Annotated in this window: 10 protein-coding genes and 1 riboswitch; of the genes, 4 read left to right on the forward strand and 6 right to left on the reverse strand. The window is 67.0% G+C overall.

What is annotated here, in order from left to right; translation table 11 throughout:
- Positions 1-47: 47 nt before the first annotated feature.
- Together gcvH and gcvT are read right to left on the reverse strand one after the other, a co-directional pair.
- Positions 48-407 (reverse strand): glycine cleavage system protein GcvH, encoded by a 360-nt coding sequence (gcvH, locus tag D6850_RS12175; RefSeq protein ID WP_121167296.1) that lies wholly within the window; start codon positions 405-407, stop codon positions 48-50.
- Positions 408-432: 25 nt separating this feature from the next.
- Complete coding sequence (gcvT, locus tag D6850_RS12180) at positions 433-1,557, reverse strand: glycine cleavage system aminomethyltransferase GcvT (RefSeq protein ID WP_121167298.1); 1,125 nt, start codon at positions 1,555-1,557, stop codon at positions 433-435.
- A 177-nt stretch (positions 1,558-1,734) separates the two neighbouring features.
- Positions 1,735-1,820, reverse strand: a riboswitch (glycine riboswitch).
- Positions 1,821-2,002: 182 nt separating this feature from the next.
- Between gcvT and D6850_RS12185 the strand changes: the two genes are divergently transcribed.
- Positions 2,003-2,611 carry a gamma-glutamylcyclotransferase family protein gene (locus D6850_RS12185; protein WP_121167300.1) on the forward strand — a complete coding sequence of 203 codons (609 nt, stop codon included), beginning with the start codon at positions 2,003-2,005 and terminating at the stop codon, positions 2,609-2,611.
- A 5-nt stretch (positions 2,612-2,616) separates the two neighbouring features.
- Here the strand turns inward: D6850_RS12185 and gltX are convergent, their stop codons facing one another.
- Complete coding sequence (gene gltX, locus D6850_RS12190; RefSeq protein WP_121167302.1) at positions 2,617-3,942, reverse strand: glutamate--tRNA ligase; 1,326 nt, start codon at positions 3,940-3,942, stop codon at positions 2,617-2,619.
- Between the two features lie 109 nt (positions 3,943-4,051).
- On the opposite strand from gltX, the gene D6850_RS12195 reads away from it, so the two are divergent.
- Entirely contained in the window at positions 4,052-4,447 is a 396-nt protein-coding gene (locus tag D6850_RS12195) for a metallopeptidase family protein (RefSeq protein WP_121167849.1), read from the forward strand.
- Positions 4,448-4,456: 9 nt separating this feature from the next.
- Here D6850_RS12195 and wrbA read toward each other — a convergent pair whose 3' ends face one another.
- Both wrbA and D6850_RS12205 read right to left on the reverse strand, forming a co-directional pair.
- Entirely contained in the window at positions 4,457-5,050 is a 594-nt protein-coding gene (gene wrbA, locus D6850_RS12200; RefSeq protein ID WP_121167304.1) for an NAD(P)H:quinone oxidoreductase, read from the reverse strand.
- Between the two features lie 108 nt (positions 5,051-5,158).
- Positions 5,159-6,817 (reverse strand): NAD+ synthase, encoded by a 1,659-nt coding sequence (locus D6850_RS12205; RefSeq protein ID WP_121167306.1) that lies wholly within the window; start codon positions 6,815-6,817, stop codon positions 5,159-5,161.
- Between the two features lie 212 nt (positions 6,818-7,029).
- Here D6850_RS12205 and D6850_RS12210 point away from each other — a divergent pair, with 212 nt between their 5' ends.
- Both D6850_RS12210 and D6850_RS12215 read left to right on the forward strand, forming a co-directional pair.
- Positions 7,030-8,556 (forward strand): MORN repeat-containing protein, encoded by a 1,527-nt coding sequence (locus D6850_RS12210; protein ID WP_121167308.1) that lies wholly within the window; start codon positions 7,030-7,032, stop codon positions 8,554-8,556.
- 241 nt (positions 8,557-8,797) lie between these two features.
- Complete coding sequence (locus D6850_RS12215) at positions 8,798-10,405, forward strand: 2-isopropylmalate synthase (protein WP_121167310.1); 1,608 nt, start codon at positions 8,798-8,800, stop codon at positions 10,403-10,405.
- A 72-nt stretch (positions 10,406-10,477) separates the two neighbouring features.
- Here the strand turns inward: D6850_RS12215 and D6850_RS12220 are convergent, their stop codons facing one another.
- Positions 10,478-12,361, reverse strand: a complete 1,884-nt coding sequence (locus D6850_RS12220; RefSeq protein ID WP_121167312.1) for an acyl-CoA synthetase — start codon at positions 12,359-12,361, stop codon at positions 10,478-10,480.

Genomic DNA, 12,361 nt, shown 5'->3' on the forward strand with positions numbered 1-12,361 from the left:
CCCGAAGATTTTGCCCAAGACTTTTCATTGAAAAGTCTTGCCCCCGCTCAGCCGACGAAATCCTTGTAGGCGGCCTCGTCCATGAAATCGTCCATCTGGCTTGGGTCGCTGGCCTTCATCTTGAAGAACCAGCCGTCGCCGGTGGCGTCCTCGTTGACCTTGCCGGGCTCGTCGGCGAGCGGTTCGTTCACCTCGACGATCTCGCCGTCGATCGGCGCGAGGATGTCGCTCGCCGCCTTCACGCTCTCGATCACGACGACCTCGTCATCCTTGGCGACCTCCTTGCCGGCCTCGGGGAGCTCGATAAAGACGATGTCGCCCAGTTGCTCGGCCGCGTGCTCGGTGATGCCCACAACGATGAGCCCGTCCTCCTCGCGTAGCCATTCGTGTTCTTCGGTGTATTTCATCGCTTTCCCTCTCTGTTGGTCTCTGTCAGCGTTTTACATTGGCGGGCACGAAGGGCATGGCGACCAGCGTGGCCGGCAGGCGCTTGCCGCGAACCTCGCCCCAGATTGTCGTTCCCTTCTCCGCGAACTGCGCGGCAACGTAGCCCATCGACATCGGCGCGCCCAGCGTCGGGCCGAACGCGCCCGAGGTGACGTGGCCCACCGCGTCCCCGCCATCCTCGCTTGCGTAAAGCTGCGTGCCCTCGCGCATCGGCGCGCGGCCCTCGGGGCGCAGCCCGACGCGGCGGCGCGCCGGCCCGTCCTCGATCTGCCTGAGTATCGTTTCGGCGCCGGGGAATCCGCCGGCGCGCGCGCCGCCTGCGCGGCGCACCTTCTGGATCGCCCAGGTGAGCCCCGCCTCGACCGGGGTGGTTCCGCTGTCGATGTCGTTGCCGTAAAGGCACAGCCCCGACTCGAGCCGCAGGCTGTCCCGCGCGCCGAGGCCGATCGGCTCCACCGCATCGACCGCCAGCAGCGCGCGCGCCAGCGCCTCGGTTTGCGCGGCCTCGACCGAGATCTCGTAGCCGTCCTCGCCGGTATAGCCCGAGCGCGAGATCCACAGATCCCCCCAGTCCGACGGCAGCGTCGCCACGTCCATGAACTTCATCTCACCCACCCCCGGCACGAGCCCTTCGAGCGCGGTTTCCGCCTCCGGCCCCTGGAGGGCGAGCAGCCCGCGATCGCTTAGCTCGCTCACCTCGCAGCCGGGCAGGCCCTCGGTCATGCGGGCGACATCGGCTGCCTTGCAGGCGGCGTTGACCACCGCGAGCAGGTGATCGCCGCGATTGGCGATCATGAAATCGTCCTCGATCCCGCCGTGTTCGTTGGTGAAGAGCGCGTAACGCTGGCGGCCCTCGCCCAGTCCCAGCACGTCAACCGGCGCCAGCCCCTCGACGGCGGCGGCCGCCGCCTCGACCCCGTCGGGGTGGCGGATCACGACCTGGCCCATATGGCTCACGTCAAAGAGCCCGGCCGCATTGCGGCAATGCTGGTGTTCCTTCATCACCCCGGCGGGGTACTGCACCGGCATCTCGTAGCCCGCGAAAGGAACGAGCTTCGCCCCCAGTTCCTGATGGAGTGCATGCAGCGGCGTGACGCGCAGATCGCTCATCCGGCTTCCTCTCTTCATGGCGCCGCCCTGATCATGCCCGACCCGGAAGAAAATGCGGCATCGTCCCCAAGCGCATGCCCTGCAAGGCCGCGCACGATGCCCCCTCTGTCCTTCCGCCTGAGATCGCTATCCCTTCGGCGCCCCGCGCGCACGGCGCGAGATCTCTCCAGAGTTCTGTCGATCGGACGGTCCTTGCGCCTGAGAGTTTCCGGGGCGGTTGCTCCTTCGGCATCGGCATGCGCCGATTCTCCCGGTCCGATCCCGGTGGACGGTAGTATACCCCCCCTGTTTCGGCAAGAGGCTTCGCGCCCGCGCCGTTCAACCCGCGCGCATCCTCAGCGCGCGCATCGCGATGTCGCCGCGTTCGGTGATCCGCATGTCGCCCGCTTTCCGTCCGGTCCGCCGCGCCGGTTGATTTCCGCGCAATCCGCCTGCAAAACGGGGCATGGCCCTCGATCGAAATCAACGGCGCGCGACACAAGACGCGCGGCATGACGCCTGGTTCTTCGGCTATGGCAGCCTCGTGAACCGCGCCACCCACGCTTACCCGGACGCGCAGCCCGCGACGCTGAGCGGCTGGCGTCGCGTCTGGCGGCATACCGATCTGCGGCAGGTGGCCTATCTCACCGTGGTCCCGGATGCGGATTGCGCCATCGACGGGCTGATCGCCGGCGTCCCCGGCGGCGACTGGAAGGCGCTCGACATCCGCGAGGGCGCCTATGACCGCGTGCCGGCGGACGGGCAGGTGCGCCATGCGCTCGGCCCCGACGCGCGGATCGCGGTCTACACCATCCCCGAGGGCAAGCATGGCCGCCCGACGCGGGCGCATCCCGTGCTGCTAAGCTACATCGACGTCGTCGTGCAGGGCTACCTGCGCGAATTCGGCGAAGCGGGCGCGCGGCGGTTTTTCGAGACGACGCAGGGCTGGGACGTGCCGGTGCTGAACGACCGCGCCGCGCCCGCATATCCGCGCCACTGTGCGCTGAGCCCGCAGGAGCGCGCCTTTGTCGATGCGCAGCTTGCCGCGCTGCCGGTGCGGATCGAAATGGCGTAGCGGGATCAACCCCGCGCGCGGATCACCTGCAACAGCGGCAGCACCTGCGCCATGTCCGGCCCATGCGCCTGCCCGGTAAGCGCCTTGCGCAGCGGCATGTAGAGCGCCTTGCCCTTGCGCCCGCTCGCCTCTTTCACCGCGGCGGTCCATGCGCCCCAGCTGTCGCCGTCAAGCGGCCCCTCGGGCAGCAGCGCCATCGCCTGCGCGACGAATTCGCGGTCCTCCTCGGCGATGTCGGGCTCCGCCCCGTCGCGGAATAGGCGCCACCACCCTTCGAGGTCGTTGAGCGTGGTGATGTTCTCGCGCGTGACGGCCCAGAACCGCTCGCCCTGCCCGGCGGGCACGCCAAGCGCGGCGATATGGTCGGCGACCTCCGGGTAAGGCAGGCCGTGCAGGCTCCGCGCGGTCAGCGGAAAGAGATCCGCCTCGTCGAACTTGGTCGGCGCCGCGCCGAAGCGTTCGATGTCGAATCCTTCGATCAATTCGCCCATGTCGCTGCGCAACTCCACCGGATCGGCCGACCCGAGCCGCGCCATCAGGCTCAGCAGCGCCATCGGCTGCACGCCCTGCGCGCGCAGATCGCGCAGGCTGAGCACGCCCAGCCGCTTGGACAGCGATTCCCCCTGCGGGCCGGTCAGCAATGAGTGATGCGCGAATTGCGGCGCGCTGCCGCCCAGCGCCTCGATGATCTGGATCTGCGTCGCGGTGTTGGTCACGTGGTCCGAGCCGCGCACCACGTGGGTCACGCCCATCTCGGTATCGTCAACCACCGAAGCCAGCGTGTAAAGCACCTGCCCGTCGCCCCGGATCAACACCGGATCGCTGACCGAGGCCGCGTCGATGGAAATCGGCCCGAGGATGCCGTCGCCCCACTCGATCCGCTCCCGGTCGAGCTTGAAGCGCCACACGCCGGGGCCGCGCTCTTTGCGCAGCGCGTCGCGCTCGGCGTCCGTCAGGTCCAGCGCGGCGCGGTCATAGACCGGCGGCCGGCCCATGTTGAGCTGCTTCTTGCGCTTGAGGTCAAGCTCGGTGGGCGTCTCGAACGCCTCGTAGAAGCGGCCCATCTCGCGCAGCCGGTCGGCGGCGGCGTGGTAGCGGTCAAGCCGCTGCGACTGCCGCTCGACGCGGTCCCAGGTCAGGCCCAGCCATTCGAGATCCTCCTTGATCGCGTCGACATACTCCTCCTTGGAGCGTTCCGGGTCGGTGTCGTCGATGCGCAGGATGAAGGTTCCGCCCGCCTTGCGCGCGATGAGGAAATTCATCAGCGCCGTGCGCAGGTTGCCGACGTGGATGTAGCCGGTGGGCGACGGGGCGAAACGGGTGACGGTCATGGGGGGCGCTCCTGAGAATGCGCGGGATCTGTCACAGGCGCGCCGGTTTGTCCAGAATGTGCGCCAGCCCGCCATTCCCTTCTGCGCCCGAACCCTCCATATCTGCGCCATGGACAGCCGCGCCCCAACCCTCGACGATATCGAAACGATCGCCCGCGATACGATCAAGGCCCTGCCGGCGCCCTTCCGGGACGGCGCGGCGGACGTGGTGCTGCGCGTGGTCGACTGGCCCGAGCCGGAGATGTTGCGCAGCCTCGGGATGGACGATCGCATCGCGTTGACCGGCCTCTACGAGGGCGTCCCGATGACCGAAAAATCGCTGTCCTACCCCGAGCCTTACCCGGATGTCGTCTGGCTCTTCCGCGAACCGATCCTCGCCGAATGGCGGCACCGCGGCGACGTCACGCTGGCCGACCTGGTCGCGCATGTGACGGTGCATGAATTCGCGCACCATTTCGGCTGGTCAGACGCCGACATCGCGCGGATCGATCGCTGGTGGGAATGACGCGGCCGCTCAGGCGATCAGCTTGCGGGCCTTCTCGACCAGGCGGCGTGCCTGATGAGCGACGGATTTGCGTCCCGTGTCGTCGAACTTGCCGGCCTGGGTCGAGAATCCGTAAGGGTTGCCGCCATCCTCGAACTTGACCGGGTCGGTATAGCCCGGCGCGACGATGATCGCGCCCCAATGCATGAAGGTGGTGTAAAGCGACAGGATCGTCGCCTCCTGTCCGCCATGGACGTTCTGGGCCGAGCTGGTCGCCGTCGCCGCCTTGTCGGCGAGCTTGCCGGCCTGCCACAGCGGCCCCAGAGTGTCGATGAAGGCGCGCATCTGGCTTGCGGGCGCGCCATAGCGGGTGGGCGTCGAGAAGAAATAGGCATCCGCCCATTCCATGTCGTCGGGCGTGACCTCGGGGATGTCCTGCATCGCGGCCAATTGCTTCTTCCACGCCTCCTGGCCTTCGACCACCGCTTTCGGCGCGGTCTCGGCGGCGCGGCGCAGGCGCACCTCCGCGCCGGCCTCCTCGGCCGCGCGCGCGGCCTCCTGCGCCATCTGGTGGTTGGTCCCGTAGGTGGAATAGAAAATCACCGCGACCTTGGGTTTGGCCATCTCGTCACCTCCTGATCTGGCCCGCGCGGGTCAGCGCCCGCGCCGCCGGTTTGCCATACCTCCCGCATCTAGTGGCGCCGCGGCGAGTGGCAAGCCCCGCGTCAGCGGTCAGGACGGGTCCCGCCAGCGGTTGACGATCGGGTAGCGCCGGTCGAGCCAGAACGCCGCCTTGCTGAGCCGCGTGCCCGGCGCCGACTGGAACCGCTTGTATTCGCTGATGTAAAGCAGGTGCTCGACCTTCTTCGCATCGGCCCGCTCATAGCCCGCCTTCACGCAATCGGCGATGCTGCCGTCTCCGTCGACGAGGATCTGCAATATTCCGTCCAGCACCGGGTAGGGCGGAAGCGAATCGCTGTCCTTCTGGTCGGCGCGCAGCTCCGCGCTCGGCGGCTTGTCGATCACGCGCGGCGGGATCACCTCGCCCTCGGGGCCCTTCATCCAGGCGCGGTGATTGGCGTTGCGCCAGCGACAGATGTCGAAAACGCGGGTCTTGTAGAGATCCTTGATCGGGTTGTAGCCGCCAGCCATGTCGCCGTAGATCGTGGCGTAACCGACCGCCACCTCGGACTTGTTGCCGGTGGTCAGCAGCATCTCGCCGAACTTGTTCGACAGCGCCATGAGCAGCAGCCCGCGCAGCCGCGACTGGATGTTCTCCTCCGTCAGGCCCGGCTCCGTCCCCTCGAAGAGCGGCGCCAGCGTTTCGGTGATCGCCGCGCGCGCGTGCCCGATCGGGACGAAGTCATAGCGCGCGCCCAGCGCGTCGGCCACCGCCTGCGCATCCTCGAGAGACCCGGGGCTGGTGTATTCCGACGGCAGCATCACGCAGCGCACGTTCCCCGGCCCCAGCGCGTCTGCGGCGATCACCGCCACAATGGCCGAATCGATCCCGCCCGACAGACCCAGAAGCGCCTGCGTGAACCCCGTCTTGCGGAAATAATCGCGCAAGGACAGCACCATCGCGTGATAATCCTGCTCGAATTCGTCGGGCAGGTGGGCGCGCGCGCCCTCCTCGGCGCGCCATCCCTGCGCGGTGCGCGTAAAATCGACATGCGCGACCGCCTCCTCGAAGACCGGCATCTGCAGCGCGAGCGCCCCGCCGGGGTTCAGCACGAAGCTGCCGCCGTCGAACACCTGGTCGTCCTGCCCGCCCACGAGGTTGAGATAAATCAGCGGCAGCCCGGTCTCGATCACGCGGCTGACCATCAGCGTCTGGCGCACGTCCATCTTGCGCCGGTAATAGGGCGATCCGTTGGGCACCAGCAGCAGTTCCGCGCCGGTTTCCTCGAGCGTCTCGGCCACGTCCTCGTGCCAGGCGTCCTCGCAGATCGGGCTGCCGATGCGCACGCCGCCGACCGCGTAAGGCCCGCCCATGTCGGCCGACTCGAACAGCCGCACCTCGTCGAAAACCGTCTCGTTGGGCAGATGGTGCTTGCGCAGGATCGCGCTCACCTCGCCGGACCTGAGAATGTAATAGGCGTTGTGCAGACGCGCCCCGCCGAAGGCCGGACCGCCGATGGCGATGGCGGGGCCGTCCGCGCAATCCCTGGCCAGCCGGTGAACCGCGGCAATGGCCGCCTGGTGGAACGCCGGCTTCAGCACCAGGTCCTGCGTGTTGTAGCCGGTGATGAACATCTCGGGCAGCGCGACCATGTCCGCGCCCGCCGCGCGCCCCTGCTCCCACGCGTCGCGGGCCAGCGCGGCGTTGCCCGCGATGTCCCCCACCGTGGGGTTGAGCTGCGCCAGTGTCAGGCGGAAACGGTCAGCCATGATGATGCCTTTCCTTCGACGCGACGCGCCCGAACGCGACGCCCTCCACCGAGGCCGGGGCGCGCGACGCGGCATTGCTTTCACCGGATTTACCAGATCGACAGGCAAGCGAAAGCCGAATTGAGCGAAACCCGTTGTCACCCGGTGACCGGTCCACTAGATTTCCCAAGCGCGCGCGCAAGGGCGCGCGAAACGGGGCAGCGGGGCATGGCATGGTGAAATCGCGGATAGGTTGGACTGTTCTGGGCGCGGCGCTTTCCGTCGCGCTGACGGGATTCGCCACTGCGCAGGACGGCGATGTCCAGATCAAGCAGTACGACGACGGCGGCGTATACGAGGGCGCATTCCGCGACGGGCTTCAGCATGGCACCGGGACCTATACGCTGCCCAACGGCTATGAATACGTGGGCGAGTGGGTCGATGGCGAAATCAAGGGTCAGGGTGTTGCGCGTTTCCCCAACGGTTCGGTCTACGAGGGCGAATTCGCGCAGGGCAAGCCCAACGGCCTGGGCAAGATCGTCTTTACCGACGGCGGCACCTACGAAGGCACATGGAAGGACGGCAAGATCACCGGGCGCGGCGTCGCCGTCTACGCCAACGGCGTGCGCTACGAGGGCGAGTTCCTGAACGCCATGCATCACGGCCACGGCAAGATGACCTCGCCGGGGGGCTACGTCTATGACGGCACCTGGGTCAACGGCGTGAAGGACGGGCGGGCGACGATCACCTATCCGGATGGCGCGATCTACGAGGGCCAGGTGCTGCGCGGCGCGCGCCACGGCCAAGGTACGCTCACCATGCCCGACGGTCTGATCTACGAGGGGCTGTGGAAGGACGGGCAGATCGACGGCGCCGGCAAGCTGACCCAGCCCAACGGCGATGTCTACGAGGGCGCGCTCGTCAGCGGCCGCCGCGAGGGCAAGGGCCGCGTGACCTACGCCAACGGCGACGTCTACGAGGGCGATTTTCACGACGACAAACGCGACGGCGCCGGCAAGTTCATCGGCGATGACGGTTTCGTCTACGAGGGCGAATGGGTCGCCGGCGCGATCGCTGGCAAGGGTACGGTCACCTATCCCGACGGATCGGTCTATGTCGGCGAATTCCGCGACGATCTCGCCAATGGCGAGGGCAAGATCACCTATCCCGACGGCTCCACCTACGAGGGCGAATGGGTCGACGGCGTGATCGAGGGCCAGGGCCGCGCCACCTATCCCAACGGGCTGGTCTACGAGGGCGGGTTCAAATCAGCGCGCAACCACGGCTACGGGATCATGACCTACGCTGACGGCTACCGCTATGAGGGCGACTGGGTCGAGGGCCAGCGCCAGGGCGAGGGCACCGCGACCTACCCGGACGGCACCGTCTATGTCGGCGAATTCAAGGATGGTCAGCGCCACGGCACAGGCAAGATCGTCATGCCCGACGGCTTCACCTACGAAGGCGAATGGAAGAACGGCGAGATCGACGGGCAAGGCGTCGCCACCTATACCAACGGCGATGTCTACGAGGGCGCGTTCAAGGCCGGCAAGCGGCAGGGCAGCGGCACGATGCGCTATTCCAACGGCGCGAGCGCCAGCGGCAAATGGATCGACGGCGCGCTGGACAGCGACGGCGCGGTGACCACACCGCCGGAACCGCAGACCGGCGAAGAGAACGCGGCGGAAACCGGGGCTGAAACGCCTGCCGCCGCGGAAGAGACGCCCGCCGGGCAGGCCGAAACGCCCCCGGCCGAGTAGACCCGCCACGCCGGGCCGCGCGAAGAATCGGGGTTTTCAACCGGCAGTGGCGCTCCTATAGTCCGGCGCATGACCATGCAGGCCCATATCCTGTTGCAGCGCCGCCCCGTCGCCGGGGTCGTCCATGCTGCGCGCCTGCCCGTCCTAAGCCGCCTCTGAGCGTGCCTTTCGGCGCGACCGCTCAGAGGATATGCACGCCCGCGCGCCATGGCTTAGGAAATCCGGAACAAAGAGACCCGACATGACCCAGACAGAGAAGAACCGCGCCGCGGACGAGGCGCAGAAACCCGCATCCCGCACGACAGGGGACAAGGTGGTGATCTTCGACACCACGCTGCGCGACGGCGAACAATCCCCGGGCGCCACCATGACCCACGCCGAGAAGCTCGAAATCGCGGGGCTGCTGGACGAGATGGGCGTCGATATCATCGAGGCCGGCTTTCCCATCGCCTCCGAGGGCGATTTCGCCGCCGTCTCGGAGATCGCCAGACGCGCGGAAAACGCGGTCATCTGCGGTCTCGCGCGCGCCAACCTCCGGGACATCGATCGCTGCTGGGAGGCGGTGAAACACGCGCGGCGCCCGCGCATCCATACCTTCATCGGCACCTCACCGCTGCACCGCGCGATCCCGAACCTCACCCAGGACGAGATGGCCGAGCGCATCGATGAAACCGTGACCCACGCCCGCAATCTCTGCGACGATGTGCAATGGTCGCCGATGGACGCGACGCGCACCGAATGGGACTACCTCGCGCGCGTGGTCGAGATCGCGATCAACGCTGGGGCGACCACGATCAACATCCCCGACACCGTAGGCTATACCGCCCCGGTCGAGAGCGCGGACCTGATCCGCCGCCTGATCAATGAGGTGCCGGGCGCGGACGAGGTCGTGTTCTCGACCCATTGCCATAACGACCTTGGCATGGCGACCGCCAACAGCCTCGCCGCCGTGGCGGGCGGCGCGCGCCAGATCGAATGCACGATCAACGGCCTTGGCGAACGCGCCGGCAACACCGCGCTCGAGGAGGTGGTGATGGCGATGAAGGTGCGCGGCGATCTCATGCCCTGGACCACCGGGATCGACACGACGAAGATCATGAACATCTCGCGCCGCGTCGCCGCGGTCAGCGGGTTTGCGGTGCAATTCAACAAGGCGATCGTCGGCAAGAACGCCTTCGCGCACGAGAGCGGCATCCACCAGGACGGGATGCTCAAGAACGCCGAGACGTTCGAGATCATGCGCCCCGAGGATATCGGCCTTGCCGGCACGTCCCTGCCCCTGGGCAAGCATTCGGGGCGCGCCGCGCTGCGCGCCAAGCTCAAGGAACTCGGGATCGAGGTCGGGGACAACCAGCTCAAGGACATCTTCGTGCGGTTCAAGGACCTCGCCGACCGCAAGAAGGAGGTTTACGACGACGACATCCTCGCGCTGGTCCATACCGCGGGCGAGGGCGAAGAACATCTCCAGCTCGTCAACCTCAAGGTGGTGTGCGGCACCGGCCCGGCCGAGGCGGCACTTGAAATGGAGGTCGGCGGCAGCGATCATAACGCGACCTGCCAGGGCGACGGCCCGGTGGACGCGACGTTCAAGGCGGTGCGCGCGATCTATCCCAACGACGCCCGGCTGCAACTCTACCAGGTCAGCGCGGTCACCGAAGGCGCCGACGCGCAGGCCACGGTCAGCGTGCGGCTGGAAGAGGACGGGCTGATCGCCACCGGGCAATCGGCGGATACCGACACGGTCGTCGCCTCGGCGCGGGCCTATATCGCCGCGCTCAACCGGCTGCGCACGCGGCGCGAGAAATTGGACGGCGACGTGGCCGAGGTCAGCTACAAGGATCTGACCTGAACGGGATCATTCGCCGAAGAATCTCAGGCTGAGAAAATTTGGTAAATTTTCTTCACCCGGCCGCAGCGGGGGTTACTCCGCCCATTCCCAGGGCCGGGTGAACTTGCCCAGCACGTCGGAAACCTGCGGCTCGGTCACTTCGCCGGTCTTGGCGATCTGCGCGACAAGACCACGTTTCTTGTCGTCGATCACGCTTGCGACCTTTGCGTTCACCCCCGCCTCTTGCAGCGCGGCCCCGTAGACGCGTGTGATCGCGCGCTTGCGCAGGTCGGGTTTGAACACCTTGCCCACGGCGGTCTTGGGCAGTTCGTCCATCACCTCGATATACTTCGGGTGCGCGGCGCGCTCGTGGACATGCTCCTTGCAAAAGGCGCGCAGATCCTCCGCGGTGACGCTGCCGCCGTCGACCAGTTCGACATAGGCGCAGGGCAACTCGCCGGAATGGGCGTCAGGCTGGCCGATGGCGCCTGCCGAGGCCACCTGGTCATGGCCCATCAGCGCCTCCTCGATCACGGCGGGATCGATGTTGTGGCCGCCGCGGATGATCAGGTCCTTGGCCCGTCCGGTGATCCACAGGTAGCCGTCCTCGTCGATCCGGCCCAGATCGCCGGTGCGCAGGAAGGTATCGAAGTGATAGAGATCCTTGTTCTTGGCCGCGTCGGTATAGGTGTGACCGGGATAAACCCCGGGGTTGTCGACGCAAATCTCGCCCACCTCGTCGGGCTCGCATTCGATCGGCTTGCCGTCAGACACCTTGACGATCTTAACATCGGTATAGGGAAACGGCAGCCCGACCGAGCCGACCTTCTTGGCGCCCTCCGGCGGGTTCACCGACACGAGGCAGGTCGTCTCGGTCAGCCCGTAACCCTCGATCACGGTCATTCCGGTCGCGCTCTCGAACCGCTTGAAAAGCTCGAGCGGCATCGGCGCGGACCCCGAGAAGGCGTTTCTCACCGTCGAGAGATCGGCGTCCACCTTGCGTTGCATGAGCGCCGACACCGCGGTCGGCACGGTGATGACGAAAGTGATCTTCCAGCGTTCGCAGAGCTTCCAGAAGTTGTCGAACACGCCGTCGCCGCGATAGCCGGCGGGCGTGGGGAACACCACATGCGCGCCGGACTTTATCATCGCCATCAGGATCACGTGGCAGGCGAACACGTGAAAGAGCGGCAGCGGACACATGACATTGTCCTTCTCGGTGAAAAGAAGCGTATGCCCCAGCCACCCGTTGTAGATCATCCCTGAATAGAGATGCTGCGCGACCTTGGGCATGCCCGTGGTGCCGCCGGTGTGGAAATAGGCGCCGACGCGATCCTTGCCCCCGTCCTCGAAGGCAAGCGTCGTGGGCTGCCCCGCCACCGCCTTGGCGAAATCGAGCACCTCGGCGTCATGCGTCGCGGTGACCTTGGGCCGCAGGAACGGGACGAGCCAGCTCTTGGGCGGGGTGAGATAGCGGTTCAGGTCGATCTCGAGCACGGTCTTCACGTCCGGCGCGTCGCGGATCGCCTCGGCGGTCTTCTGGGCGATGTCGGTCTTGGGGAACGCCTTGAGCGTGACGACGACGCGCGCCCCGGTGTCGCGCAGGATCGAGCTGATCTGCTCCGCCTCGAGCAGCGGGTTGATCGGGCTCACGATCCCGGCGATCATGCCGGCGATCGTCGCGGTCGCCGCCTCCATGCAGTTGGGCAGCACCAGCGCGACCACGTCCGTCTCGCGGATGCCGAGGCCGTGAAACAGGTTGGCCGCCTGGCAGACCTGGTCGTGAAACTGCCGCCATGTCAGCGTCTCGGCCTTGTCGTTCGCACCCGACAGCAATTGATAGCTGACCGCGGGGCGGTCGGGAAACGCATCGGTCGTCCCCTTCAGCATCCGGTAGATCGTTTCGGGCCGCTCGCGCGCCTCCCACGGCATTTCATTTTCGATATCGATCACATCCTGCCGCACGGCGAACGTCAT

It is taken from the genome of Roseovarius spongiae, assembly GCF_003651245.1.
In the GTDB taxonomy this organism is placed as follows: domain Bacteria; phylum Pseudomonadota; class Alphaproteobacteria; order Rhodobacterales; family Rhodobacteraceae; genus Roseovarius; species Roseovarius spongiae.

Coding starts and splice junctions, on each gene's coding strand:
- gcvH (WP_121167296.1), bottom strand. CDS start 407: ATGAAATACACCGAAGAACACGAATGGCTACGCGAGGAGGACGGGCTC.
- gcvT (WP_121167298.1), bottom strand. CDS start 1,557: ATGAGCGATCTGCGCGTCACGCCGCTGCATGCACTCCATCAGGAACTG.
- D6850_RS12185 (WP_121167300.1), top strand. CDS start 2,003: ATGGCCCTCGATCGAAATCAACGGCGCGCGACACAAGACGCGCGGCAT.
- gltX (WP_121167302.1), bottom strand. CDS start 3,942: ATGACCGTCACCCGTTTCGCCCCGTCGCCCACCGGCTACATCCACGTC.
- D6850_RS12195 (WP_121167849.1), top strand. CDS start 4,052: ATGGACAGCCGCGCCCCAACCCTCGACGATATCGAAACGATCGCCCGC.
- wrbA (WP_121167304.1), bottom strand. CDS start 5,050: ATGGCCAAACCCAAGGTCGCGGTGATTTTCTATTCCACCTACGGGACC.
- D6850_RS12205 (WP_121167306.1), bottom strand. CDS start 6,817: ATGGCTGACCGTTTCCGCCTGACACTGGCGCAGCTCAACCCCACGGTG.
- D6850_RS12210 (WP_121167308.1), top strand. CDS start 7,030: ATGGTGAAATCGCGGATAGGTTGGACTGTTCTGGGCGCGGCGCTTTCC.
- D6850_RS12215 (WP_121167310.1), top strand. CDS start 8,798: ATGACCCAGACAGAGAAGAACCGCGCCGCGGACGAGGCGCAGAAACCC.
- D6850_RS12220 (WP_121167312.1), bottom strand. CDS start 12,361: ATGACGTTCGCCGTGCGGCAGGATGTGATCGATATCGAAAATGAAATG.